At 63.3% G+C, this 25,431-nt stretch carries 27 protein-coding genes and 1 riboswitch; of the genes, 10 read left to right on the top strand and 17 right to left on the bottom strand.

Annotated elements, in window-relative coordinates; genetic code table 11:
- Positions 1–29: 29 nt before the first annotated feature.
- Positions 30–1,313: an NRAMP family divalent metal transporter gene (locus AC07SZ_RS02780; RefSeq protein ID WP_056562927.1), complete on the top strand. Its 1,284-nt coding sequence runs from the start codon at positions 30–32 to the stop codon at positions 1,311–1,313.
- 431 nt (positions 1,314–1,744) lie between these two features.
- Positions 1,745–2,257, top strand: coding sequence for a CAP domain-containing protein (locus AC07SZ_RS02775; RefSeq protein ID WP_056562930.1), 513 nt, complete (start codon positions 1,745–1,747; stop codon positions 2,255–2,257).
- Positions 2,258–2,263: 6 nt separating this feature from the next.
- Here the strand turns inward: AC07SZ_RS02775 and AC07SZ_RS02770 are convergent, their stop codons facing one another.
- The 8 genes from AC07SZ_RS02770 to AC07SZ_RS02735 form a co-directional block, all read right to left on the bottom strand.
- Positions 2,264–3,247, bottom strand: a complete 984-nt coding sequence (locus AC07SZ_RS02770) for an isopenicillin N synthase family dioxygenase (RefSeq protein WP_494913152.1) — start codon at positions 3,245–3,247, stop codon at positions 2,264–2,266.
- 134 nt (positions 3,248–3,381) lie between these two features.
- Entirely contained in the window at positions 3,382–4,917 is a 1,536-nt protein-coding gene (locus tag AC07SZ_RS02765) for a DHA2 family efflux MFS transporter permease subunit (RefSeq protein WP_056562935.1), read from the bottom strand.
- Positions 4,918–5,214: 297 nt separating this feature from the next.
- Positions 5,215–6,396 carry an HlyD family secretion protein gene (locus AC07SZ_RS02760; protein WP_056562938.1) on the bottom strand — a complete coding sequence of 394 codons (1,182 nt, stop codon included), beginning with the start codon at positions 6,394–6,396 and terminating at the stop codon, positions 5,215–5,217.
- Positions 6,393–6,872 carry a MarR family winged helix-turn-helix transcriptional regulator gene (locus tag AC07SZ_RS02755; protein WP_056562941.1) on the bottom strand — a complete coding sequence of 160 codons (480 nt, stop codon included), beginning with the start codon at positions 6,870–6,872 and terminating at the stop codon, positions 6,393–6,395. The genes AC07SZ_RS02760 and AC07SZ_RS02755 overlap by 4 nt, the downstream gene beginning before the upstream one ends.
- A gap of 148 nt (positions 6,873–7,020) precedes the next feature.
- On the bottom strand, positions 7,021–8,070 hold the full coding sequence (locus AC07SZ_RS02750; protein WP_065004981.1) for a FecCD family ABC transporter permease: 1,050 nt from the start codon (positions 8,068–8,070) through the stop codon (positions 7,021–7,023).
- The gene (locus AC07SZ_RS02745; RefSeq protein WP_056562947.1) at positions 8,070–9,017 is read right to left on the bottom strand and encodes an ABC transporter substrate-binding protein; all 948 of its coding nucleotides are present in this window, start codon (positions 9,015–9,017) and stop codon (positions 8,070–8,072) included. Before AC07SZ_RS02745 ends, AC07SZ_RS02750 begins: the two co-directional genes overlap by 1 nt.
- Before the next feature lie 45 nt (positions 9,018–9,062).
- Entirely contained in the window at positions 9,063–9,851 is a 789-nt protein-coding gene (locus AC07SZ_RS02740) for an ABC transporter ATP-binding protein (RefSeq protein WP_494913151.1), read from the bottom strand.
- A complete protein-coding gene (locus AC07SZ_RS02735) occupies positions 9,832–10,245 on the bottom strand; it encodes a DUF1636 family protein (RefSeq protein ID WP_494913150.1) in 414 nt (137 codons plus the stop codon). The genes AC07SZ_RS02740 and AC07SZ_RS02735 overlap by 20 nt, the downstream gene beginning before the upstream one ends.
- 90 nt (positions 10,246–10,335) lie before the next feature.
- Positions 10,336–10,540: riboswitch (cobalamin riboswitch) on the bottom strand.
- A 263-nt stretch (positions 10,541–10,803) separates the two neighbouring features.
- Here AC07SZ_RS02735 and AC07SZ_RS02730 point away from each other — a divergent pair.
- The gene (locus AC07SZ_RS02730) at positions 10,804–11,637 is read left to right on the top strand and encodes a GyrI-like domain-containing protein (protein ID WP_494913149.1); all 834 of its coding nucleotides are present in this window, start codon (positions 10,804–10,806) and stop codon (positions 11,635–11,637) included.
- Between the two features lie 6 nt (positions 11,638–11,643).
- Here AC07SZ_RS02730 and AC07SZ_RS02725 read toward each other — a convergent pair whose 3' ends face one another.
- From AC07SZ_RS02725 to AC07SZ_RS02710, 4 genes are all read right to left on the bottom strand, one after another.
- Entirely contained in the window at positions 11,644–12,579 is a 936-nt protein-coding gene (locus tag AC07SZ_RS02725; protein WP_494913148.1) for a bifunctional helix-turn-helix transcriptional regulator/GNAT family N-acetyltransferase, read from the bottom strand.
- 188 nt (positions 12,580–12,767) lie between these two features.
- Positions 12,768–13,913, bottom strand: coding sequence for a DSD1 family PLP-dependent enzyme (locus tag AC07SZ_RS02720; RefSeq protein ID WP_056562960.1), 1,146 nt, complete (start codon positions 13,911–13,913; stop codon positions 12,768–12,770).
- Positions 13,910–15,187, bottom strand: a complete 1,278-nt coding sequence (locus AC07SZ_RS02715; RefSeq protein ID WP_494913147.1) for a D-arabinono-1,4-lactone oxidase — start codon at positions 15,185–15,187, stop codon at positions 13,910–13,912. Before AC07SZ_RS02715 ends, AC07SZ_RS02720 begins: the two co-directional genes overlap by 4 nt.
- A gap of 11 nt (positions 15,188–15,198) precedes the next feature.
- A complete protein-coding gene (locus AC07SZ_RS02710) occupies positions 15,199–16,383 on the bottom strand; it encodes an MFS transporter (RefSeq protein ID WP_494913146.1) in 1,185 nt (394 codons plus the stop codon).
- A gap of 124 nt (positions 16,384–16,507) precedes the next feature.
- Here AC07SZ_RS02710 and AC07SZ_RS02705 point away from each other — a divergent pair, with 124 nt between their 5' ends.
- The 7 genes from AC07SZ_RS02705 (at position 16,508) to AC07SZ_RS02675 (ending at position 23,296) form a co-directional block, all read left to right on the top strand.
- Positions 16,508–17,134, top strand: coding sequence for a TetR/AcrR family transcriptional regulator (locus AC07SZ_RS02705; protein ID WP_172374060.1), 627 nt, complete (start codon positions 16,508–16,510; stop codon positions 17,132–17,134).
- Between the two features lie 207 nt (positions 17,135–17,341).
- Positions 17,342–17,638 (top strand): co-chaperone GroES, encoded by a 297-nt coding sequence (gene groES / locus AC07SZ_RS02700; RefSeq protein ID WP_010915433.1) that lies wholly within the window; start codon positions 17,342–17,344, stop codon positions 17,636–17,638.
- 62 nt (positions 17,639–17,700) lie between these two features.
- Positions 17,701–19,356, top strand: coding sequence for a chaperonin GroEL (groL, locus tag AC07SZ_RS02695; RefSeq protein ID WP_065004977.1), 1,656 nt, complete (start codon positions 17,701–17,703; stop codon positions 19,354–19,356).
- Positions 19,357–19,552: 196 nt separating this feature from the next.
- A complete protein-coding gene (locus AC07SZ_RS02690) occupies positions 19,553–19,837 on the top strand; it encodes a hypothetical protein (RefSeq protein ID WP_494913145.1) in 285 nt (94 codons plus the stop codon).
- Between the two features lie 368 nt (positions 19,838–20,205).
- Entirely contained in the window at positions 20,206–22,257 is a 2,052-nt protein-coding gene (locus AC07SZ_RS02685) for a pilus assembly protein TadG-related protein (protein ID WP_494913144.1), read from the top strand.
- Positions 22,254–22,859 (top strand): TadE/TadG family type IV pilus assembly protein, encoded by a 606-nt coding sequence (locus AC07SZ_RS02680; RefSeq protein WP_155772382.1) that lies wholly within the window; start codon positions 22,254–22,256, stop codon positions 22,857–22,859. The genes AC07SZ_RS02685 and AC07SZ_RS02680 overlap by 4 nt, the downstream gene beginning before the upstream one ends.
- Positions 22,856–23,296: a TadE/TadG family type IV pilus assembly protein gene (locus tag AC07SZ_RS02675; protein WP_065004976.1), complete on the top strand. Its 441-nt coding sequence runs from the start codon at positions 22,856–22,858 to the stop codon at positions 23,294–23,296. The genes AC07SZ_RS02680 and AC07SZ_RS02675 overlap by 4 nt, the downstream gene beginning before the upstream one ends.
- A 65-nt stretch (positions 23,297–23,361) precedes the next feature.
- On the opposite strand, the gene AC07SZ_RS02670 is transcribed toward AC07SZ_RS02675, so the two are convergent.
- From AC07SZ_RS02670 to AC07SZ_RS02650, 5 genes are all read right to left on the bottom strand, one after another.
- Positions 23,362–23,973, bottom strand: a complete 612-nt coding sequence (locus tag AC07SZ_RS02670) for a LysE family translocator (RefSeq protein ID WP_056562976.1) — start codon at positions 23,971–23,973, stop codon at positions 23,362–23,364.
- A 102-nt stretch (positions 23,974–24,075) separates the two neighbouring features.
- Positions 24,076–24,456, bottom strand: coding sequence for a YkgJ family cysteine cluster protein (locus AC07SZ_RS02665; RefSeq protein WP_081294696.1), 381 nt, complete (start codon positions 24,454–24,456; stop codon positions 24,076–24,078).
- A 4-nt stretch (positions 24,457–24,460) separates the two neighbouring features.
- Positions 24,461–24,625, bottom strand: coding sequence for a hypothetical protein (locus tag AC07SZ_RS02660; protein ID WP_081294695.1), 165 nt, complete (start codon positions 24,623–24,625; stop codon positions 24,461–24,463).
- Position 24,626: 1 nt separating this feature from the next.
- Entirely contained in the window at positions 24,627–25,034 is a 408-nt protein-coding gene (locus tag AC07SZ_RS02655) for a hypothetical protein (RefSeq protein ID WP_056562978.1), read from the bottom strand.
- A complete protein-coding gene (locus tag AC07SZ_RS02650) occupies positions 25,034–25,258 on the bottom strand; it encodes a hypothetical protein (protein ID WP_056565493.1) in 225 nt (74 codons plus the stop codon). The genes AC07SZ_RS02655 and AC07SZ_RS02650 overlap by 1 nt, the downstream gene beginning before the upstream one ends.
- Positions 25,259–25,431: the final 173 nt, after the last annotated feature.

The raw sequence follows: 25,431 nt of genomic DNA, 5'->3' as shown, positions 1-25,431 counted from the left end.
GTCCATTCCTAGCGGGAGGGGATCATTCGATGGAATTACCGGAGTCAGCGCCGGGCACGTCAACGCTTCGCAAACGTTTTAACTTTTTGGGAACCTTGGGCCCAGGCCTGATCACCGGCGCGGCCGACGATGATCCAAGCGGTATCGCCACCTATAGTCAGGTGGGGGCACAATTCGGTTACTCGCTCGCCTGGATCATGCTGTTCAGCTATCCGCTTATGGCCGTAACCCAAGGGATCAGTGCCGGGATCGGTGCGGTGACAGGCCAAGGTATCGCGCGCAACCTGCGTCGGCATTATTCGCCTTGGCTGTTGCGTTTTGCGGTGCTGCTGCTCCTCGTCGCCAACGTTATCAACATCGGCGCCGACCTCGGGGCTATGGGAGCGGCGCTCGAATTGCTGGTCGGGGGGCCGCATCACCTCTATGCGATCCTTTTCGCTCTGATCTGCATCCTGTTGCAAGTCTTCGTGAGCTACCGCCGCTATGTCACGGTGCTCAAATGGCTGACTCTGTCCCTGCTTGCCTATGTCGCGGTAGTTCTGTCGGTGCATGTGCCCTGGGGAACAGCGCTCTATGGTGCGCTGGTTCCGCAAATCGTCTTCGACGGCGATCATGCTATGGCGCTGGTAGCGGTTCTCGGCACGACGATCAGCCCCTATCTGTTTTTCTGGCAGGCCGGCGAGGAAGTCGAGGAGCAGCATCGACAGCATAGGCTACGGCTCGGCGCTCACTCCCGCAGCGCCGCGCACCAGCTTGCGCGCATCAAGAGCGACACCTTGTTCGGAATGGGATTCTCCAACCTTGTCGCCGTCTTTATCATCATAGCCACGGCGGCGACCCTGCATGCCAACGGTGTCACCCAGATTCAAACCTCGTCGCAAGCGGCAGAGGCACTCCGACCCGTTGCCGGTGACTTTGCATTCGTGGTCTTTGCGGTCGGCATCATCGGCACAGGTATGCTTGCTGTGCCCGTCCTGGCCGGCTCCGCCGCGTATGCCATCGCGGAGATGTTTCAGTGGCCGGAGGGACTGGACCAACGCCCGCAGGACGCCAAGGCCTTCTACGGCACGATCGCGGTGGCGACGCTGGGCGGGGTGACCCTGACTTTCGTCGGACTGGACCCCATCAGGGCACTCTATTGGAGCGCTGTCGTCAATGGAATACTGGCTGCCCCGCTGATGGCAATCATGATGATGATCGCGATGAACCCACGGATCATGGGCCGGCTTACGCTGCCGCGCTGGATGACTTTCGGCGGAGTGCTTGCCACGGCGGTGATGGCTCTGGCCTCGATTGCCTTTTTCGTACTGTGACCGACAGTCAGGCCCGAGCCAAATTCACATCATGGCTGACTTTCGGCGCGGTCTGGCTTCTTCTGCATTTGGCCGTTGGGGCGCTCCGCTTGATGCAACTGCTCAGCCGCTGGAAATTGATCAGCGCACGGCAATCTGCATTGTTTTTCACAGCGGCCAAGTATTTGGAACGACATGCAGATTGGCTCCTCGCGCATGCGCAGGTAGCCCAACTATCCCTTTAGTCCATGACAATCGACCGCGCGTGTTCAACAAATAGTTCGAGCCATCTGCTCATGTATGATGGTCCTCCGGCTCGGTCATACTGAAGGTAGTTCCCCCACCGAGCCCGCCCGAACCTGGATGGCGGCATCGACGGTCTTCTGCCCGTATCGCGTGATTTTGTCAGCCCCGCCCGGCAAAAGCCATGATCGCGGCTATGTCAGACGGGCATGACAGCTGAAAAAGTCGAAATCCGTCAAAAAGGCCTGAACAGGCGCACATGGCTCAAGGCAGCCGGCCTCGCGGCCTTGGTCGGGCCCGCCGCCTGCGGCACCGTCTCGCTGCCGACCGGGCAAGGCGCCGGGGTTTCCTCCTCCGCGACGGGCACGCTGGCGAGCCTGCGCGCCACGGCGGGACTGGGGCCGCTCGTTCCCGACACCCAGCTCGAACAGGCGGCGCTTCAGCAGGCCGGCTACATGGCATCGCGGGAGCGCATGAGCCACACCACGGGCTGGGGCAAGGATTTTGCCTCGCGCGTCAAGGACAATGGCATTGCCGGTGCCGCCGCCGAAAACATCGCCGAGGGCCGCTTCGACCAGGAGAAGCTGTTCGACATCTGGGCGCACTCGCCCGGCCATCGCCGTAACATGCTTGACCCGCGCTTCACCCGCTTCGGCCTCGCCTATGTGCGCGACGGCCGCGACTCCAGCCTGCGGTACTGGGCTCTCGTGCTCGGAAAATAGAACGGCCTATTTGGTCGTCGCCTTGAATTTTCCCATCAGATAGGGGCCGGAGCGCACAGGCTCGTATTTCGGCGCTTCGCCGTCGGCGAGGCAGGCGTGCAGCACGTTGATCTCCGCGTCCCAGTTCGGCTGGTGGAAGAAGGCCATGGACTGGCGCCGGTCCTTGCCACCCTGTTGCGCCGGCGGATTGACCACACGATGCACGGTGGAGACCCAGCGGTCGTTGGTCCAGCGCGCCATCAGGTCGCCGATATTGATGACGAAGGCCCCCGGGATCGGCGGCACCTCGGTCCATTCTCCATCCGGCGTGATGATCTGAAGGCCGCGTGATCCGGCCTGCGGCAGAAGGATGGTCAGGCTGCCGTAGTCGGTGTGAGCGCCGGCGCGGATCTGGCCGGGTTTCGGCGCGACATGCTGTTCGGGATAGTTGAGCGCCCGAAGCGCGCTGATCGGCGCATCGAGATAGCTGTCGAAATGATTTTCGGGCAGACCAAGCGCGGTGGCGAAGACACGCATGATGCGCAACGCCAGATCCTCGAGCGCAGCATAATAGGCTTTCCAGGCGGCGACGAACCCCTCAGGTTCCGCGGGCCAGATCGTTTCGGCATAGCAGAAGGCGAGCGCCTCGGGATCGGACATGCCTTGCGGCACGCCGAGGGGGCCGCCGTTGAAACTCTCCTTGAGGTCGGGCGGCGTGTCGACGTTGCGTGATTTGGCCAATGCTTCGAGTTCAGGGCCAAGATAACCATAGGGATAGCCCTTGTAGGGCGCCTTCGAGCGCTGCTTGTGCTCCGGCGCCAGATCGAAAAAGGCCCGCGCCTTCAACCATGCCGCGTCGATCACCGCCTGTGGTATGCCGTGGTTGGTCACGGCCAAGAACCCGGTGTCGCGGCAGATGCGGTCGACCTCGGCCCCGAGGGCCTGCTTCTCCTCGGCGCCGGCGTTTTCGAACCGCCCGAGATCGAATACCGGAAATGTCTGGTGCTGCATCGTTCTTGCGTCCCGCTGGGGTCAACGGCCAAACGATGCAGGCCGCTTGCGCAATGAGCTAGCACCAACCGACGCGGCAATCCTAGTCCATATCGGTGGCAGGCACATGCCTGCCACTTTGCCTGCCGCGGGGCCTAGTCCATATGCGCGGCGGGCGCGCCGCCACCAGCCGGGCCGGCTTTCGGCTTGCGCAGCAGGAAGACGAACGGGATGGCGAGCAGCGTCATCATCATCAGTATTTTGAAGTCGTTGACGTAGGAGATCATCATCGCCTGGATATTGACCATGCGATCGACCTCCGACAGCGCTGTCGGATCGCCGCCGGCGGCCGCGGGCGAGACCGCCCAGAGATTGGGATTGAACGGGTTGATGAAGGCAGAAAGCTCGGCGTGGTTGATCTGCGTGTTGCGCACCAGCAGCACCGTCACGACAGACACGCCGATCGACGAGCCAAGATTGCGCACCAGGCTGAACAACGCGGTCGCGTCGGTGCGGTAGCGTACGTCGAGCGTGGCGAATGTAACCGTCGACAGCGGCACGAACACCATTCCCATGCCCAGGCCCTGGATCACCCCGGAGGTGATGATCAACCAGTTGTCCATCTGTGGCGTGAAACTGGCCATGGTGTAGAGCGACTGCGCGGTCAGGAGAAAACCGATGACGACGAGAATTCTGGCATCGATCTTTCCCATGATGCGCCCCACGACGAGCATCGAGATCATCGTGCCGACACCGCGCGGACCGATGACGATGCCGATGGTGATGGTCGGATAGCCAAAGATGGTCGACAGCATCGGCGGCAGCAGCGCCATCGAGGCGAGGATAAGCACACCCATGACGAAGATGAACGCCAGGCCGGTCACGAAATTGCGGTCGAGGAAGATCTTGGGGTCGATAAAGGGATGTTCCGCCGTCATGGTGTGGATGATGAACACCCAGAAGCCCGTGATGGCCAGGCCGAGTTCGATCCATATCTCGACCGAGGAAAACCAGTCGACCTCACCGCCGCGATCGAGCATCAGCTGCAGCGCGCCGACGCCGAGCGATATCATGGCAAAGCCGAAGAAATCGAAGCTGCGCACCCGCCGGGCAACGGCTGGCAGATAGACGGCCATGCCAAGGAAGGCGACGATGCCGACCGGCAGGTTGATGAAGAACACCCAGCGCCAGTTGAAATTCTCGGTCAGCCAGCCGCCCAGCGTCGGGCCCAGAATCGGCCCCAGCATGATGCCGGCGCCCCAGATGGCCATGGCCTGGCCGTGGCGCTCCCTGGGGTTAATGTCGAGCAGGAAGGTCTGCGACAGCGGCACGATGGCGGCGCCGAAGACGCCTTGCATCAGCCGGAACAGCACGATGGTTTCAAGGCTCCATGCCAGGCCGCACAGCATGGAGAAGATGGTGAAGCCGACCACGGCCGTCAGGAACAGCTCCTTGCGGCCGAAGCGGTCGGAGAGCCAGCCGGTGACCGGCGTCATGATGGCCGCGGCCACGATGTAGGAGGTCAGCACCCAGTTGATGTTGTCCGGAGAGGCGCCGAGGTCGCCGGTCATGGTCGGCAGCGCGACGTTGGCAATCGTGGTGTCGAGTGCCTGCATGATCGTCGCCAGCATGAGCGCGACCGTGATCAGGCCGCGATGCGGCACTTCTTTGAAGGATTCGGGCGTGCTCATCCGCGGAACTTCCAGCCGGTAACAAAAACGTGTACATGGGGTTTCCGGGCGGCAAAGCCTTCCGTTGAGAGAGCCTCATCGCGGTGGGACGCGATTGTCGATGTGGGGGTTACATCGACCGAGAATCTCTGATGAGCGGATGCCTGCCGCCCGGAAACATGAGGACCGACGGGTCCGTGTCGAAGATTTCAGTTTCGGCCAAGCCGCAACGCGGCTCGAACCAGGCGCTGACTCTTCCCATCAGACCAATCCTGTTATCCACGTCCGCCCGCCTCGTCCTGGCGGGCTTCCGCTCATTTATTGCGCGGCCTCGCCAGCCTTGGCGTGACCGAATATGGCGGGGAAACCGCGGGCTACGCCGGTATCGACGGTGACAGAGGCGCTCATGCCCGTCCGCAGCATCATCTTGGCGTCGGGATCGGTAAGCTCCAGGCGCACCGGGATGCGCTGCGTGACCTTGACCCAGTTGCCGGTGGCGTTCTGCGCGGGCAGCAGCGAGAATTCAGCACCCGTTCCCGCACCGATCGCCTTGACCGTCGCCTCGAAGGTCTTGCCCGGATAGGTATCGATCACGATCTCGGCCTTCTGGCCCGGCTTCATGTTGGTGAGCTGGGTTTCCTTGAAATTGGCATCGATCCAGGAGTCGCCGGTTTCGACCAGCGAAAACAGCGGCGTGCCGGAGCCGACAAACTGGCCGACCTTGAACGACGAGGCCTGCGAGATGACGCCATCGGCGGGCGCCTTGACCGTGGTCTGGGCCAGGTCGTAGGCGGCCTTGTCACGCGCGGCGAGCGCCGACATCACGGTTGGATGCTTGTCGGTTTCGATATCGGGATTGCCGCCAAGTGCGGCCTTGGCGCTGACGATGCCTTGCTGGGCGACGGCGACCTGCTGCTTTGCCTTGTCGAGGTCGTTGCGGGCCTGGTCCAGCGACGACTTGGCGTTGATGCCCTTCTGCGCGAGATCGGCGGCGCGGTCATATTGCGACTGGGCGTAGTCGACCTCGCTGCTGGCGGACTTCTCCTGCGCCATCGACTGGCTGTAGGCGGCGCGCAGTTGCTCGACATTGAGGCGTGCCGCGGCAACCGCGGCGTCGGCCTGGGCGAGCGCGATCCGGTAAGGCTCCGGGTCGATGGCGAACAGGAGATCCCCCCGCTTGACCATCTGATGGTCCGATATGGCGACCTGCACGATGCGGCCGGCCGTGTCCGAGGCAATCGACACCTTGGCCTGCTGCAGATTGGCGTTCTCCGTCTCCTGATAGCGCCCACCCGTCACCCAGACATAGCCGCCGCCGATGATCAGCGCGGCCGGCAGGGCGAACATCAACAGAAAGCGGCCCATGCGGCGCTTCTTCTTCGGTGCCGCCGGGACCGGCGCTACAGGCGGGGCGACCGCCACAGGGGCGGCAACCGGCTGGGCCGGAGCTTCCATCTCAACCTTGGGGGCGTTTTCGTCGACCTTGGCTACCGCATTCATGCTGCTGCGCCTTCCGCACTCTTGATCTTTTCAAGCGACGAAGCCTCGCCGTCCGCCAGATTCTGCACGATTACATCGAGCGCCCTGATCAGGACGCGGCGGTCCTCGGGCGAAACGCCGACAAGCGATTCCTCATAGACTTTGCCGGCGAGACTCTTGACCTCGGCATAGGCAGCGCTCGCCTTGGCTGTCGGGAAAATCATGCGCACGCGGCGGTCGGCGGCGTCGGCGCGGCGTTCGATCCAGCCGCCCTCCTCCATCCGGTCGACGAGGCGCGAGACGCTGATCGGCTCGATTTCGAGCAGTTCCGCGAGCCGCGCCTGGGTAACGCCTGCCTCCTTGGCGACACGCACCATGAGGCGCCATTGCGCCGACGAAAGGCCAAGCCCGCTGGCGCGCGTCTCGAAGCGCTTGCGCAGCAGACGTTGCACGTCGTGGATCAAAAAGCCCAGTCTGTCTATGCCATCAGAAACCATGAGCGATAGATATAATAAGCGTGCTTACTATTCAAGATGTCACGTGATGGTGAAAGCCGGCAAATATGCGTGGCGGTCTTGCAACGCGACCGTGGATGGCAATCCGTGAACCGCTGGAGACAGCCGGTCAGGCGGGAATCGGCCTTCTTCACAGGCGGTTTCGGACGACCAGCGTGACGACGAAGAAGGCACCGAGCGAACTGGTTATGATGCCGATCGGCAGTTCCTGCGGCGGCAGCAGCGTCCGTGCCAGAAGATCGCTTGCCAGCAAGAGCACCGCCCCGAACAATGCACAGCTGGCGATCAGGCGCAGATGCAAGGGACCGGCCAGCGGCCGCGAAAGATGCGGGATCATCAATCCGACAAAGCCGATGACGCCGGCGACCGAGACGAGAATTGCGGTCGAGAAGGCCGCGACGAGAAACGTCGCCCTGCGCATGCGCGCCACCGGCACGCCGAGGCTTTCGGCGGCACTTTCACCGGCCAGGAAGGCATCCAGCCTGCGGTGGTTCCACAGCCCGTAGGCCGCGATCGTGCCGGCTCCCAAGGCGCCCAGCCAGACATTGTCCCAGCGCGCCAGCCCCAGCCCGCCCATCGTCCAGAACAGCACCGAATGGGCCGCGCGCTGGTCTCCGGCAAAGACCAGATAATTGGTCAATGCCGTGAACAGGAAGGAGACGGCAAGGCCGGCGAGGATCAGCCGCTCCGGCCCCTGTCCCCTTACCCGTGCGACCAGCAGCAGGACGATGCAGGCGGCCAGTATGCCGCCGGTGAAGGCCGCGATGGGCAAGGTCCAGATGCCAAAACTGTCGCCGAAGACGGTGATGACGGAAACAGCGCCGGCGGCGGCTCCCGACGACAGGCCGAACAGGAACGGGTCGGCGAGATCGTTGCGGGTCACCGTCTGCAGCAACGCACCTGTCATGCCGAGGCCGGCACCGACACAGATCGCCAGGATCGTGCGCGGCAGCCTGAGATCGACGACGATCTTGCCGACCGGGCCCGACACCTGGTGTTCATGCAGCCCGACGGCATGGCCAAGCGAGCCGATGACGTCGCTCAGCGGGATCAGCGTCGAACCATAGGCGATCGACAGCAGCACGAGGGCGACGACCGCCACCATGCCCGCCACCATCGCCAACGCGAATCCCTTGTGCCCGGAAAGCGCGCCGGATTTATGCCCGGGGGCAAGAAGCATCAGAACGCTTCCGGATGCATCGCCTTGGCGATCTTGGCGATCGCCTCGATGTTTGCAGGTCCGGGCGTCAGTTCGGCATAGCGCAGCGCCACGAAACGCTCGTTCTTGACCGCGTCCGTCTCCCTCATTGCCGGATGGGCCTTCAAGAAATCGAGCAGTTTCCTGTAGCCGCCGCCATCCTGGTAATCGAGCAGGATGAGGAATTGCGGGTTGCGCGAGGCCACCGTTTCCCAGTCCGTATTGCCCCAGCTGGTGTCCATGTCGGCCATGATGTTGTCGCCGCCGGCGGCCGTGATCATGGCGCTGGGAATAGCGAATTTTCCGGCGGTGAACGGCTTGTCATCGCCGGAATCATAGAGGAACACGCGGGTTCCCTTGGCGCTGCCGACCTTCGCGGTGATGTCGGCGAGTTGCGCCTTCCAGCCGGCAACAAGCTTCTGCGCCTCTGTCTCCTTGCCAAAGATCTTGCCCAGCTTTTCAACATCGCCATAGAGCAGGTCCATGGAAGCCGCCGGGCGGTTCTTGTCGAGATGGACACAGCTTTCGGTCAGCACCAGTGTCTTGATGCCGTGCGGGGCGAGCGTATCGGGCGTCACGTCGCCACCCGGCTTCATGCCATAGTACCAGCCGGCGAAGAAGAAATCGGGCTCGACGGCGACCAGGTTTTCGAGCGTCGGGTATTTGGGCGCGAGTTCCGGGATGGAGCCCTGCTCGGCCTTGAATTCGGGGCCGACCTTGTACCATCCGGTGATGCCGGTCAGGCCGACGATCGACGGCTGCAGCTTCAGCGCGAAGGCCATCTCGGCCATGTTGAGGTCGTGGATGACGGCGCGCTTGGGCGGCGCGTCGAAGGTCAACGGCTTGCCGCAACTGTCGACGGTGACGGGGAAAGCGAAGGCGGTAGAGGCCAGCAAAGAAAAGACGAGCGACAAGGCGAGACGTTTCACGGATTTTGCTCCTTGGTTGAACAGTGCCGATGGGGATGGGTTCGTTCAGGATGGCGGCGCGGCGCGGTTCGGAACATCGAACACGGTCAGTTCGCGGTCCTCGGTGGGATGGCGCAGGCGAAACACGTCGACACCGAAAATCTCGCGGATCAGCTCTTGCGTCAGCGCTTCGCGCGGTGCGGCCAACGCGTGCAGCCGGGCTTCGTTCATCACCGCGACCCTGGTGGCGAAAGGCGCCACCAGGGTCAGGTCGTGAAGCACCGCGATCACCGTCATGCCGAAGCCGGCGACGAGTTCGAGAAGCTCGCCGCGAGCACGCGGGTCGAGATGGTTGGTCGGCTCGTCGAGGAACAACACCTTCGGTTCCTGCGCGATGGCGCGCGCCAGCTGGGCGCGTTGGCGCTCCCCGCCGGACAGCGAGCCGATCGTGCGGCCAAGCAGCGGTAGAAGCCCAGTCCGGCGCAAGGCATCGACGACGATGTCGCGCTCCTCGCTCCTGCGCCTCAGGCCGGCATGCGGAACGCGGCCGAGTTCGACATAGTCGATCACCGCCAGCCGCGGATCCGGCTGGTCGGTCTGGCCGACGACGGCCATGTGCAGGGCCCGCTCGGCTGTCGAGATTCTGTCCAGGCGTCGCCCGCCAAGCTTCACCTCGCCCGAACTTGGCCTGAGCATGCCCGACAGCATGCGCAGCAGCGTCGTCTTGCCGGCGCCATTGGGGCCGATGATGGCGAGACGATCGCCGGTGGCGATGGAGAGGCTGACCGCATGGACCAGATTCCGGCCATTCGCCACGGCACCCAGGTCGCGCGCTTCAAGAAGTGGCATTGTCATCGACTATCCCCCCCAGCTTGCCCGGCGCCGGGATGCGAGCCAGCGTCTTGCCGGCCAGTCGCGGCGGACGTTGTCCGGAATTGCACCAGCCGTCGGCAAGCGAGGCGTAAAGCCTGGCAAATCGCACAAGGTCGCCAACATCGGCCTCGGCATCGACGGAGCCGAAAAGATAGGTGGCCTTGCCCGGAGCCTGGAAGGCTACCGTCAACGGCCGTGCGCAGCCCGCCATGCATTCGACGCCTTCGATCGTGAAGCCATGCGCCACGGCGGGTTCATCGTGGGCCGAGAGCCGGGAGCGCAAATCGGCGCATAGGCTTTCGCCCGACCTGATGCCGGTCGAAACATCACGGCAAAGCGTGCACACGATGATGCGGTGATCGATGGCGCCGTCCAACTTCCGTCACTTTCCAAAACTGGCGACGGAAGGATGTTGGCGAGCCGGCCGACAAGACCGACGTCCACGTTTCCTCCCGGCACACCCCGTCCGGTCAACTTGGTGATGGCAGGTCTCCTGGCTCGCGGGTCCTTGCGCAATCCTGCCTTCCCAGCCTTGCCGGCCAGTGGCATTTCGGATCTTGCTCACCGCTTACAGTTGCGGGGGCAGCCACGGCTTCGACCTCTTGGGTCTCACCGTGTTCCCTTTTCACCCCTCGCCTTTCGACTCGGGGACCATCACCACTCGATCGTAGTTTTCCCCCAATTGCTTCGCAACGGATTTCTCGGTGCATTGTCGATCCCGCCGCGGCGCTCGAATTTTATATGTTATGTAATTACATTACGTCTTAGACGATAGCGCGCGGCGGCGTCAAGTGAGAGCTTGCTGCCGGAAGAAGCCAGCGAGCCAGATGCTGTTGGCTGCGGAGCGTTGCCGTCCGGATTGCGCGGCGAGCGCAATTCCGATCAAACTGCCGCGCGCGAAGGTGGCAAGATGATCCCCTCAATGCGAGGAGCCATGAACCCGACCGAGAAAGCGCTATGGTTCGTCGAGAGCCATCTGCCGGAGGCGATCTCGCTCGACGATGTCGCCCAAAGCAGCGGCGTGTCGCGCTTTCATGTGACGCGCGCCTTCGGCGCCGCCACCGGCCGCTCGGTCATGGGCTACATGCGCGCGCGCAGGCTGACCGAGGCGGCGCGCCGGCTGGCCGGCGGAGCGCCCGACATCCTATCGGTGGCGCTCGATGCCGGCTACAGCTCGCATGAGGCTTTCACCCGCGCCTTCCGCGACCAGTTCGGCACCACGCCGGAGATGGTGCGCGCGCAAGGCTCGACCAACACCCTCGACCTCGTGGAGCCGATCCTGATGGACCAATCCTTTCTTTCCGCCCTCGAACCACCGCGCTTCGAGACCAGCCGGCCGTTGCTGATCGCTGGGCTCGGCGAACGCTACAACTGTGAAACCAGCGCCGCCATTCCGATGCAGTGGCAACGCTTCGGCCCCTATATCGGCAACATTCCGAGCGAGACTGGCGACGTCGCCTACGGTGTCTGCGCCAACGGCGACGATGCCGGCAATTTCGACTACGTCGCCGGTGTCGAGGTCACCGACTTTTCCGACCTTCCAAGGGAACTCAGCCGCGTGCGCATACCCGCCCAGAAATACGCGGTGTTTTCGCATCGCGAACACATCTCGACTATCCGCCGGACCGTCAACACGATCTGGAACAAATGGCTGCCGGCCTCCGGGCACGAGATAGCGGACGCCCCCGAATTCGAACGCTATGGCCCGGAGTTCGATCCGCGCAGCGGCAATGGCGGACTGGAGATCTGGATACCCGTCAAGGCTTAGCAGAGATCACAATTCCAAGTCCCAGGTCTGGCCGACCAGATCCTTGCCGAAGGAGTGGTGCGGTTCTTCCTCGGTCAGTTTGAAGCCGACCGCCTGGTAGATGTGCCGGGCGGCGATCAGGATATCGTTGGTCCACAAGGTCAGCGTGTTGTAGCCCTTCGCACGGGCAAAGCCGATGCATTCCTCGACCAGTCGCCTGCCTATGCCGAGGCCACGCGCCGAAGGTTCGACATAGAGCAGGCGCAGCTTCGCCACCTGATCCGATTTGCGCACGACGAAGACCGAGCCGACCACCTCGCCTTCGCGCTCGGCGATCCAGCTTCGTTCCCATTTCGGGTCGAAGGATTTGACAAATGCCGCGAGGATTTCGGCAACCAGCGCCTCATAGGTTTCGTCCCAGCCATAGTCCTGTGCGTAGAGCATGCCTTGCCGGCGGGTGATCCAGCCGATGTCGCCGACCTGCAGCGGGCGCAACAGATAAGGGATCCTTGGCTCTGCGCTTTCACCCAGCAGAGCCTGGACCGTCCGCATGGACTTCACCAGCCGGTCCTGCTCCGACGCGGGCAGCCGATCGAGCAGCGCCGCGACCTGGTCGTGCGAATCCTTGTTCAGCGGCGCGAAGGCATTCCTGCCCGCCGCGGTCAGCGCAATCGACGATTGCCTGGCGTCCGAAACCACCGTCGACCTGGAGATGAGGTGAAGGCGCTCGAACTTCTTCAGCAGACGGCTGACATAGCCGGCATCGAGACCGAGGTCGCGCCCGAGGTCGGTCGCGGTCAGGCCGTCGCGGTGCGCCAGTTCGTAGAGCACACGCGCCTCGGTCAGGGAGAAGGCGCTTTTCAGCAGCCCTTCGTCGAGCAGGCCGATCTGGCGGGTGTAGAAGCGGTTGAAAGCCCGCACCGCGTCGATCAGGTGCTTGTTGGGGAGGTTGTGGACGGTCATGGGATGGTTCTCCTGTCATGGAAAGGATCGACCAATTAGTTGACTTAGTCAATAAAATGATTGAAGCAATACAACCTCACAACTTCGTCATTCTAGGGTCTGCGCGCGTCGCTTCGCTCCTTGGTCCGCCCTAGAATGAGGACATCGCGGGGGGGCCGGAGCGCCAATCATGACCGCAGTGGCGCCCCTCACATCATCGGCAACACCGGCCAGCGATCAACGATCCTGCCGCCGGAAAGCACGGCGATCGGCCCGAATTGCTGCAGCACGGCCTCGCTTTGCGTCGGCCGCAGGAACGCATGGTCGCCGGGCATCACAGCAGCGTCGGCCGGCAGGCCCATGAATTGCTGGTTGGAGGACAGGCCGAGCAAACCGTTCGTCTTCATGCCTTCCGGAAATACCGGCTCGGCCATCCACTTGCCGCCATAGAGATAGCAGCCCTTGCGCGGAAACCGGCCAAGCGCCTGCAAGAGGCGGGAGACGGCGGGCGGGCCTGGCAGCATCGGTTCGACCACTTTCAGGATCGGCGTCGCGATGAAAGCCGCCGGTTGGAAACCTTCGAGACCGGGCGTGTCGAAATCGCCGGGCAGCACGAAGGCCGAGCCCATCGACACCTCATTGGCAATGCCGCGGTGATGAAGCAGCGCGGTCTTGCTGCCGCCAATGTTGAGGATGCTTCGCTGGTCGGCGCCTAGGCGCGCCAAAAAATCGGCGGCCTGCTCCGAGGCCCGCGCCAACGCCCTGCCCGGCCCGCCGAACAGGCCGGGAATGTGCGGTGCGTGCGCCTCATAGGCCATGACGCCTTCGCAGCGCAGCCCTTTGTGGGCCGGCAGCATCTTCAACGCCCGCGACAAGGCCTCCGATGTGGCAAACCCGCCGCGATGCAGGCCGACATCGATCTCGAAGGCGATACGCAGTTCGATAGCGAGCTCGGCGGTCAGCGCGCCATATTCCGCCAGTCTTTCGTCGCTGTCGATCAGCCAGCAGACACGCGACCAGTCGGCGTCGCCCTTCACCAGCGCCGCTCTCGCCGCGCTGACCGGCATCGGCTTGCCGTACAGCAGATCCGCATGCGGGAACGCGCTCAGCACCGCCGCGCTGATCGGCGGATGGAAGGTCATGAAGCGATCGGTTCCAAGCGTCTTGCCGATATGCGAAAGCAGCGGCAGGCAAGCGAGCGACTTGTCGACCAGCCGCACGGCAAGGCCGGGATCAAGCCTGGCCTTCACCAGGGCGATGTTGCCGTCCAGCCGGTCGCGATCCAGCACCAGACAGGGCTGGAAAATACCGGCCTGCTCCAGCGCCTGCGAAAGATTGGCGAAATAGGCGCTCATGGTTCGATGCCGAACAAGCCGGCCATGTAGGGCGAGACGAAACGGTTTTGCGGATCGATGTCGCGGCGCACCGCCATGGCATCGTCCCAGCGCGGATAGAGCTTCCTGAAGTCCGCCGCCTTCAGGCTGTGCATCTTGCCCCAGTGCGGCCTGCCGCCATATCTGCGCAAGACCGGCTCGGCCGCCTGCATGAACGGCAACGGATCGTTCGCCGCGTCATGGTGGATGGCGATCGAGCAGGTCGGCCTGTCGTAGAAGGGCGAGAGCCAGAACTGATCAGCCGCGACGCTGCGCACCTCCATCGGGAAATAGACCTCGGGAAAGCGCTTCTCGGTCAGCTCGATGATTTCGGCCAGCGCCTTCGGTCCTTCCTCGAACGGAAGGTGATATTCCATCTCGTTGAATTTGGTCTGCCGGTCGCTGGCATAGACATTGAGCCAGTCCTGCACATAGTCCTCGGCCCGCACCTTGGCGACGGCACCCTGGATCAGCCGGCGGCGCAGCGACGGCAGCCAGGCGAGCCCGGTGCGCAGCCGGCGCAGTGTCCTCAGTCCGGCCTCGTCATCCTCGGTCGGGCGCGCGCTGGTCGCCGCGTCGCTCAAGTCGCTGGCGATGAACTGCGCATAGCCGGAGAACGGGACGTAGTAGAATTCGGCCGACCGATGCGCGGTCATCATCGTTTCGAAATCGCGCAGCATGTCGGCGACCGGCAGCACCCATTTGCGGCGGCGCAGCCGGTAGGTCGCAATGTTGTTCAGCGTCACTTCGCTCATGATCCCGAAGGCACCGAGCGAGACGCCGATGGCGTGGATCGTATCTTGATCCCCTGCCCTGGTGAATTCACGAACATTGCCAAGGCCGTCGACGATCTGCACCGTCTCCAATTGCGTGTGATAGGCGCCGAGCGTCGGTCCCGAACCATGGGTAGCGGTCCCGAGCGCGCCGCCTATCGCCTGTCGGTCGATGTCGCCCATATTGGGCAGGCCCTGGCCGATATCCTGCAGGATGTGCATGAGCGAACCAAGCCGCGTCCCCGCCCGCACACGCGCCTGATGCTTTTCAGCGTCGTGCGAGACCAACCCCTCCAGTTTCTCCAGGGACAGGATGGTGCCTTGCGATTTCACCAGCGGGGTAAAGGAGTGACCGGCACCGACGACGCGGATCGGGCCGGGTGCGGTGCGAATGAGATCACCAACTTCACCGGCATCGGCGGGGCTGGCGATCAGCCGCGGTTCGGCGGTGACATAGCCCGACCAGTTGCTCCAGCTGGACATATTACCCCCGATCAGGCAACCGCGCGGCGGCGCCGCGAGACAAGGACGAACAGGCCAAGCAGCAGCACGCTGGCCAGGGCACTGCCGACAGCGAATTCCGGAACCGGACGAAAATCCTTGCCGTCGATGAGCAGCGACGCCGCGACCGGCCCGATCGCCAGACCGAGGAGCTGCGCGGCCGGCACCAAGAGCACGGCCGTGCGTGTCTCGTCCGCCGTGATCGTCAGCCTGATCTGATAGGGCACGATGAACAGGAGAATAAAACCCATGACCAGGGCGGCGACCCAGAAGATCGGGAGACCAGGTCCGCTGGCGAGGATGAGCGAGGCGACAAGTGCGACGGTGCCAATTGCCGCTATGGCAAGGCGATAGTCGATGCGGGCCTCGAACACGGTCGCGGTCATCGCGCCCAGGACCTGCATCGCCAGGCTGGCCGAGACAATCAGGCCAACGGTGCGGCCGTCGATGCCGAATTGGGCGCCAAGCGGCTCCAGAAAGGCCCATATCGAGCCGAAGAACATGAAGTAGCAGAAGATGCACAACAACGCCGTGATCGAAGGAACCGTCAGCACATTGGCCAGATCCTCGTCCTTGGGCAGGTCGGCATAGTCGGCGGGAACCGTGAAGGCGACCACCAGCGACAGGATGCAGACGACCGCCAGAGCGAGGAAGCCGCCGACCGACCCGGCCGCTGGAATGACATAGAGCGCCAGCAGCAGGGCAAGAGGGCATTGCGCCAGCGTCTGCATGGTGACGAAATAGCCGCCGATGCGCTCGGCCCGGCGCGAGCGGGCGATCAGTTCGGTGGCGACCGCGACAAGGCCGCCTTCGGCAAGGCCGGCCACGGCGCGGGCCGCCATCAACATGTTGGCGCCGGCGGCATAGGCGGTCCAGACATTCGCCAGCGCCAGCAGGAGCAGAAGCGCCGCACTTTTCCAGCGCATGTTGCGGGCCGAGAGCAGCGTCGCAACGATCGCCGAACCGATCGCGATGGCGATCAGCTCGGCGGTGGCGACCAGTGCCAGTTCATCGCCGCTGACATGGCCCTCTGTGTAGAGGGCGCCGAGCAAAACCGGCTGCATACCGAGAATGAGCAGACCGACCGATCCGATCCACAGGGCAGAGGCAAGCTGCCTGCCGGTCGGGTTGCCGACCAGCCAGTCGCCGCTTCCGGTATGCAGGTCACCAGATGTCAAAGGCGCCTCCCAACGTCCTTGCCGCACGGCAAAAAAGCTGACACCCTGTCAGCATTTCAAGACCTGATACTTGATCATATTTCTTGTCAACCAGAATTTGGCAGTTCGAGCGAAAGACCGGTGCATGACACAAGCAAGGCGAACAGCGACAGAACCGAGGCGCCAGCCGAAGCAGGAGCGCAGCCGCGAGCGCATCGACGCCATCCTGTCGACGACCATGAAGCTGATCGGCGAGAAGGGCATCGATGCCGTCACCATGAAGGAGGTCGGCATGCTGGCGGGCGGGCCGATCGCCACCGTCTACCACTACTTCCCCAACAAGTCGGCGATCCTGGCGATGCTCTATGAGCGGTTTTCGGAGGTAAGCCGCGCGCGACTGGCTGATATCATCGCCGATATCCGCGAAGCCAAGGACGTCATCGTCGCGGCCGACCGCCTGCTTGACGATTATCTGAGCCGCGTCGCCGGCGACCCAGCCATCCAGGATCTGCAGAACGCCATCCAGGCCGACAAGGCGCTCAAGAATCTCGACATCGCCGAAACTCGGCGCCAGGCCAGGATGTTCTGCGACCATGTCATCGGCTTGATCGAGCCGCCGAAGCACGAGCAGTTCGAACGCATCGTTCTGTTGATCTTCCAGCTCGCCGGCGGCGTGGTGCGCCTGGCACTTGCGGAGGGCGAAGCGGAAAGCCGCCGCACCATCGAGGATTACCGGTCGATCATCCACACCCAGTTGCGGCTGTTTCTTTAGCGGAGCGGCGACCGGGATTTTTCGGCACCGCCGGTCAGCGCCAGAAAAAATTCCCGTGATTGCCCCTTCCCGTGCGCCTTGACTCTCGCAGGCCGTCAGCCTATTTCAGCGCCACGTTAGCACTCGCCATTGGTGAGTGCTAACCGTATGTCCGGCTTCGCCGGACGGAGGAACTGTTTCTCACCGTTCTCATTCGAGGAAGAAAAAATGGCAAAGTCGAAGTTCCGCCCGCTTCATGACCGCGTGGTCGTTCGCCGGGTCGAATCCGAATCCAAGACCGCCGGCGGGATCATCATCCCGGATACGGCGAAGGAAAAGCCGCAGGAAGGCGAGATCATCGCCGTCGGCTCCGGCGCCCGCGACGAAAGCGGCAAGCTGGTGCCCCTGGACGTCAAGGCCGGCGACCGCATCCTGTTCGGCAAGTGGTCGGGCACCGAAGTCAAGCTCAATGGCGAAGACCTTCTGATCATGAAGGAATCCGACATCATGGGCATCATCGGCTGATTATCGGCCTTACCGTCAACTGAATTCCGGGCTTACCCCAAGCCCCTGCCAGGAGCTTAAAAATGGCTGCCAAAGACGTAAAATTCTCCCGTGATGCCCGCGAGCGCATGCTGCGCGGCGTCAACATCCTCGCCGACGCGGTGAAGGTGACCCTCGGCCCCAAGGGCCGCAACGTCGTCATCGACAAGTCGTTCGGCGCCCCGCGCATCACCAAGGACGGCGTCACCGTCGCCAAGGAAATCGAGCTTGAGGACAAGTTCGAGAACATGGGCGCGCAGATGGTCCGTGAGGTCGCCTCGAAGACCAACGACATCGCCGGCGACGGCACCACGACCGCGACCGTTCTGGCGCAGTCGATCGTCCAGGAAGGCCACAAGGCGGTTGCCGCCGGCATGAACCCGATGGACCTGAAGCGCGGCATCGATCTCGCCGTCACCGAAGTCGTCGCGGCTCTCGGCAAGGCTGCCAAGAAGATCAAGACCTCCGAGGAAGTTGCCCAGGTCGGCACGATCTCGGCGAACGGCGACGAGTCGGTCGGCAAGATGATCGCGGAAGCGATGCAGAAGGTCGGCAACGAAGGCGTCATCACCGTCGAGGAGGCCAAGACCGCCGAGACCGAACTCGAAGTCGTCGAAGGCATGCAGTTCGACCGCGGCTATCTCTCGCCCTACTTCGTCACCAACGCGGACAAGATGGTTGCCGATCTCGAGGACGCCTACATCCTGCTCCACGAGAAGAAGCTCTCCAACCTGCAGGCCATGCTGCCGGTTCTCGAAGCCGTCGTGCAGACCTCGAAGCCGCTGCTCATCATCTCGGAAGACGTCGAAGGCGAGGCTCTGGCCACGCTCGTCGTCAACAAGCTGCGTGGCGGCCTGAAGATCGCCGCCGTCAAGGCGCCGGGCTTCGGTGATCGCCGCAAGGCCATGCTGGAAGACATCGCCATCCTCACCGGTGGCCAGGTCATCTCGGAAGACCTCGGCATCAAGCTCGAGAATGTCGGCCTCAACATGCTCGGCCGCGCCAAGAAGGTGTCGATCTCCAAGGAGAACACCACCATCGTCGACGGCGCCGGCAAGAAGGCCGAGATCCAGGGCCGCGTTGCCCAGATCAAGCAGCAGATCGAAGAGACCACCTCGGACTATGACAAGGAGAAGCTGCAGGAACGTCTCGCCAAGCTGGCGGGCGGCGTTGCGGTGATCCGCGTCGGCGGTGCGACGGAAGTGGAAGTCAAGGAAAAGAAGGACCGCGTTGATGACGCCCTGAACGCGACCCGCGCGGCCGTGGAAGAAGGCATCGTCGCCGGCGGTGGCGTGGCCCTGCTGCGCGCTTCGGCCAACATCAAGGCTACCGGCGCCAATGCCGACCAGGCTGCTGGCATCAACATCGTGCGTCGCGCGCTGCAGGCTCCGGCCCGCCAGATCGCCTCGAACGCCGGTGCGGAAGCTTCGATCGTTGCCGGCAAGATCCTTGAGAACAAGGGCGCGACCTTCGGCTACAACGCCCAGTCGGGCGAGTATGGCGACATGATCGCCATGGGCATCGTCGACCCGGTCAAGGTCGTGCGCACCGCTCTCCAGGACGCGGCTTCGGTCGCCGGCCTGCTCGTCACCACCGAAGCCATGATCGCGGAGGCTCCGAAGAAGGAGTCGGCTGGCGGCGGCATGCCTGGCGGCATGGGCGGCGGCGGCATGGGCGGCATGGGCGGCATGGACTTCTAAGAAGTCCATAAAGCACGCCCATCAACTAACATTGCTCAAGCCCGCTTGCGGGCTTGAGTGGCGGCATGGACTTCTAAGAAGTCCATAAAGCACGCCCATCAACTAACATTGCTCAAGCCCGCTTGCGGGCTTGAGTGGCGGCATGGACTTCTAATCCAGCCTACCTGGCGTATGTATGCGGAAAGGGGCGGCAGCGATGCCGCCCTTTTTGTTGTGCGGTTGGCCTGGCCGGCGCGATCGGGCAGCCAAGCGAAAACTCATCGTCCTCCAGCATCCGGGCCACGGACTGATAGATGTGGTGGACCGCGACCGCCGGATTATTTTCCGGGGCCAGTTGAGCGCCCAAGCGCTCCGTCACCTAGGCCACGCTGGCGCGCGTCACCTCGACGACCAGTTGGTCCTTGCCGCCCGGGAAATGGAAATAGAGCGAGCCTCGGGTGCGGCGCTGGCGCTTAAAATGTCGTTCAGCGACGTGCCGTGATAGCCGCCGCCGCTTCGATCATCCGAGTGCGTGTATCAGGAACCGGGCCACGACAAATACGTGGAAGCCGATCGGCGAAGCCGCGCTGCTCCCCGCATCAGGGGTGCGACACGACAATCCGCGGCATGGCGTGATGGCGAAGATGCGCCGCCTTGCGCGGCCACACCTGCCATCAATGAGAACGGTTGACTATTTATCGGTCTTTTTCATCAATAAAATCAGTCACTTCCATCAAATTTCCGTGGTCCGGCAAAAACTGTCTGACAATATTTTTTAACACATTCGCGATTACCAAAGGGCAAGCGCAAGGCGAAATCGCTCGAGCGTGTGGTGTCGGGTAACCAGCGATGCATTTTTTCCGACGATTTTTGCGGAACCGCGACGGCAACATCCTGATCATTTCGGCACTGGTGATGCCGGTCTTGATCGGCATGGCCGCGCTGGTGACCGAATATGGCGCCGCGCTGGTCCAGCAGGCCGACAATCAGCGCGTTGCCGACCTCTCGGCCTATGCGGGCGCGCTCGCCTACAATGCCAACAAGTCCACCGACCAGATGACTGCCACAGCTGTCGGCGTCGCGGTGCTTAACGGCGTCGACGCCGCCAATGTCCAGGTCAGCCTGGTTGCCTCCCCCAGGACAACCGGCGTCAACGCCGTTTCGGTGTCGATCAACACTTACAGGACCCTGTTCCTGGCACGCGTCCTGAACGATCGCCAGCAGCTGCAGATCTACGCCAATTCGGTGGCCGAGGTCGGCGCTCAACCACAGACACCCGGATGCATGCTCGCGCTTGACGGCACGCAGACCGGCGTGACGCTGAGCGGCGGCACCTCGATCTCGGCGCCGAAATGCACCGTCTCCTCCAACAACACCGTGACCGTCCCTTGCGGCACCAGCATTTCGGCAATCGGCGTCAACTACAATTCCGCCGCGGCTCCAAGCCAGCCCTGCAATGGCATCACCGGCCCAAACGGGGCGGCCGCGGTGATCACCAAGAAATCGACTCCCGACCCGCTGGCCGGCAATGCCGCGGTCACGGCCGCCGTGGCCCGCTTTTCAACCGTGGCCGCACTGTCGGCGACGACCGCCCCTTCCGCTCCGACCAATACGACCGGCACCAACATCGACTTCGCGTGGGACCAGACCGCGACGATGAACGCTGCTGCTGCCGCTGGCTGTACCGCGTCTTGGTCGCAGCCGACCTGGACGTTCAGTTGTGGCAGCAAAACGACCATCAATCTGGGGACCGTCACTATTGGCGGCGGCATCAACCTGAACTTCGCCCTGAACGGTGCGGCAACGACCACCTATAATTTCGCCGGCGATTTCACCACCAGCGCCACGACGAATTTCGGTCCCGGAATCTACAATTTCGCCAAGACCCTGACGACGGCGGGAACGACCACTTTCAAGACCGGCACTTACAATTTCGGCAAGCAGGTGACCACCGGTGGAACAACGACCTTTGGTGCCGGCACTTTCAACTTCACCAAGGGGTTGACCACCGGCGGCGGTGCCACCACAACCTTTGGCGCCGGCACTTTCAAGATTGGCCGCAGCGACACCGCCTGCAGCGGCTCCGGGCAGGTCAGCATCTGCAATACCTCCACCTTGACCTTTGGCGGACCGAGCGTTTTCGAACTGCCCGGCGGCTATACCAACACCGGCGGCTCGACACTCGTCTTCGGCTCGGGTACGACCAATTCCTACAAGATCGGCCCCGGCAGCAACGGCGATGCCATCACGATCGGCGGCGGGTCCACCACGATCATGGCCGATGCGACCGGCGCGAGCAGCGTCTTCCAGGTCGTCGGCAATGTGAATGGCGGTGGCGGCGGCAGCTGCTTTGTCGTCAGCGCCGCGGCACAACACGACATCTCAGGCAACTTCATCGGCTCGGGCGCCATCCTGCTTGGCGCCGGCGTCTATACCGTGGACGGCTATTTCGCGCTTGGCGGCAATGGCGGCGGCAGCGCCAACTGCAACGGCAGCACCATCAGCGTCAGCGGCGCCAGTGTGACGCTTGTGCTGTCGGGCAAGGCCAAGTCCAGTTCGGGAAGTTGCAACGGCTATGTCTTCTGCGTCGCCGCCGGCTACAGCAACATCGTGCTCACCGCACCGCAGTCGGGAGCAACGGCGAAGCTGGCGGTTATCGGTCCGACGGCGACCACAAACACCGGCGGCGCGACATTCGCCGAAGGCGGCTCCAACGCCCAGATATCAGGTGCATTCTATTTTCCCTATGGCCCGATCGTCATGAATGGCGGCTCGAGCGTGCTGGGATCGAAGACCGACTCGAGCAAGTGCCTGCAGATGATCGGCTCGCGCATCACGCTATCAGGCGGCACCGCGGCCGCTTCGGAATGCATCGCCGCCCCGAGCACCAGTGCCAGCAGCAAGGTGAGCCTCGTGCAATGAGAAATCCGTCACGCCTTGGCCTCAGCCTGCTCGCCGGCATCGCTCATTCATTCACGGACTTCCTTCGGCGTCAGAAAGCAGGCGTATCGGCGGTCGAGTTCGCGCTCGTTACTCCGGTGCTGCTCGTGATCCTGGCGGGAACCGTCGACATAGGCGGCTCACTGAAGGCCAAGTTCGAACTGAGCTCGGCGGTCTCGGCCGGTTCGAACTATGCGCTGCTCAATGGCGACAAGGTCAACTCCTCCGGCGGCAGCGCGCTGGCCGGCAACATCGCCACGGTGGTAACGAGCGGCCTGAGCGGCAATGCCGGCAACATTCAGGTCGTCATCAACAACGGCCCGACGATCGCGTATGACGCCAGCACGTCCAAGGCGACCCAGAGCGGCACGGCCGCGAATGCGGATCTCTGCTACTGCCCGGGCAATTCCGGGACTGTCGCCTGGAGCGCTCCGGTCGCATGCGCCAGCATCTGCAGTGCCGGCGGGATCGCCGGAAAATTCGTGACGATCGCGGCCAGCAAGCCCTACACGCCGCTTTTTGGCGGCTTCGGCATCGTCACCAACGGCAATATCACCGTCAACTCGGTGGTGCAGCCGCAATGAGCCGCTCTCGGTCGTTCCTGCGCGACAGATCCGGCGCCAACGCCGTCGAGTTCGCGCTGCTGTCGGTGCCGTTGCTGATGGTGTTGATGGGCACGTTCGAGTTCGGTCGCATGTACTGGGCGCAGCACGTGCTGAATGAGATCGCCGCCGCGGGGGCGCGTTGCGTCGGCGTGCTGCAGAGCGGATGCACGCAGAACGGCGCTTACAACGCCGCCAGCGCCATCAGCTATATCAGCGACAGGGCGGCAGCCGACGGCATTGTCCTGAGCACGGCCAACATCACCGTCAGCAACAACACCACCTGCTCGGGTCTGTCCGGCTTTTCGAGCGTCCAGGTCTCCTACACGTTCGCGACCGTGCTGCCGGCCTTCCTCACCTCGCTGGCGAATGGCCCCGACCTCAGCGCCAAGGCTTGCTTCCCAAATCAGGGCGCCTGATGCAGTGCGCCTATAAGCGATCTCGGTTTTGAGAGGGCGGCACGCATGGGAACAAGGGCCTGGAGCTAGCGATCGGCAAGGGCCAGCTTGGCGCCGAGCATGACAAAGGCGCCCGCGAACGTCCTGCGCATCCAGGTCAGCACCATCGGCCGCGACACGACATGGCTGCGGATCGAGGCGGCGAAGATGCCGTAGCCGACGAAAACCACGAAGGTCAGAAGCATGAAGACGGCGCTGAGTTCCAGCATCCTCGACAGCGCGTTGGGCTCAGTGGTGCTGACGAATTGCGGCAGGAAGGCGAAGAAGAAGATCGACAGCTTCGGATTGAGCACGTTGACCAGGATGCCGGTGGCGATCACCTTGCCGGCCGAGCGCGGCGCGACATTGTCCTCGACGCTCAAGCCGCCCTTCTCCTTCAGCGTGTTCCAAGCCATGTAGATGAGATAGGCGACGCCTAGATATTTCAGCGTTTCGAAAGCAACCGCGCTGGTGTGCAGCAACGCCGCAAGCCCGGTGATGGCGGCCGCCATGTGCGGGATGATGCCGAGCGTGCAGCCGAAGGCCGCAATGATCGAGGCCCGCGCACCGCGCGAAAGTCCGGCGCTCAGCGTGTAGAGAACGCCGGTGCCGGGCGAAGCCACGACGATCAGCGACGTCAACAGGAATTCGATGCTCACGATGGTTCCTCCACGGCCCTGCCCGGCCGGGAACGTACCGGGCCAACGGGCGCCGCACAAGCGGAGGCGATTTGCGCAATCCCCGTTTGGGTAGATCGGTAGTTACACCGGCAATCCGATCGCCCGGCGCGCCATCAGGCATTCCGCGTCGCCAGGCATGCAGGCGCGACAGACATCCGGACGCAATTCGTAGATGCCGCATGCGGTCGACTTGCCGATTTCGCCCGACAAGGCCGAACAGCGCACGCCCTCGCAGCGCATGCCCGACAGGTCGGCCGCTACATATTGCTCAGGGATGCGGTCGAGCTGCGCGTCATCCTCGGTCGAAAAGCGCGGCCATTCGGCTGAATATGAACAGCACGCGCCACAGCTCTGACAATCGAAGACAGAAGCGGTTTCGCGTCGCGACGACGAAAGTCTCGCGGCAGCGACCAGGGCGAACAGCCCTGGCGTGGCAGAATTGCGATCGGCGTCCTGCGGCAAGGCGCTATTTCTTCTTGCCTGTCTTGCGCGCCGGCGCTTCAGCGGGCGACTTGAACAGATCGGTCGCGGCTTCGCCAGCTTCGCTGGCTTTCGCGGCAACCGGCTTGGCCGGCTTTGCAGCGGGAGCCGGCGTTGCCGGCTGATCCTTGGCGGAAAATTTAATGGCCATGTCAGTCCTCGTCGGCGAAACGCGATGATGGTGCGCGCGGATTGCGCAAGCGGCCGATCAGCGCCGAAACCGCCGTGATGTTCATTTCCTCGGGCGACCAGTTCCTGGCTTCCGCAATGTGATGCGGCGCCAGTTCACGATGCGTGCTGCCGCTGTAGGCGGCATCCTGGTAGGTCACCCGCTCCTGGGTCTTTTTGTCCTCGCGGACATATTCGATCAGGTAGTTCGGGGCTTCGGCACGGCCGCGCACGCCTACGCGTACCTGGGCGTCGCCATGGGCGCGCTTGCAGCGTTCGAGTTTTTCCAGCACGCGCCGGACGTATTCGACCGGCTTGTCCAGGGTTTCGACCATGTCGGCAATGGTCGCATCGGCCGCGATCGGCGTCGGCGGTACGCGCTTGGTGGCCATCAGCGTTTTCCGGCTCGTTTCGGCTGCACCGCGAGTGCTGCCGCCGCCGCCATCTCGTCGGCTTCCTTTTCGAGGCGCAGCTCGCGCAAACGGGCGGTCTTGGCTTCCCGCGCCTCGCTTACGGCATCGCGTTCGGACATGATGCGGTTGAGCGACATTGACTGGGTTTGCGTCCTGCTGAACAGCGACACCGCCGGATCGGCGGTCTTCGAATGGGCGGTCAAGATCTTTCTCCTGTCAGGAGCCTGGTGCCGATAGGACGAGACCGGCTCTTCGGTCAGGGCCACGCACGAAGCAACACGGCATTGGGGCAATAGGGCAGCTGATTCAAATTGCTGAGGCGTTCCATAGCACGTTCAGCCCGACGCGCAGCGCATTTTCGGCGGCAACAGGCGTA

The sequence above is a fragment of the Mesorhizobium sp. GW821-FHT07A06 genome (assembly GCF_059419085.1).
The sequence above is the reverse complement of the archived record's forward strand: the minus strand, read 5'-3'. Positions and strand labels throughout refer to the sequence as shown.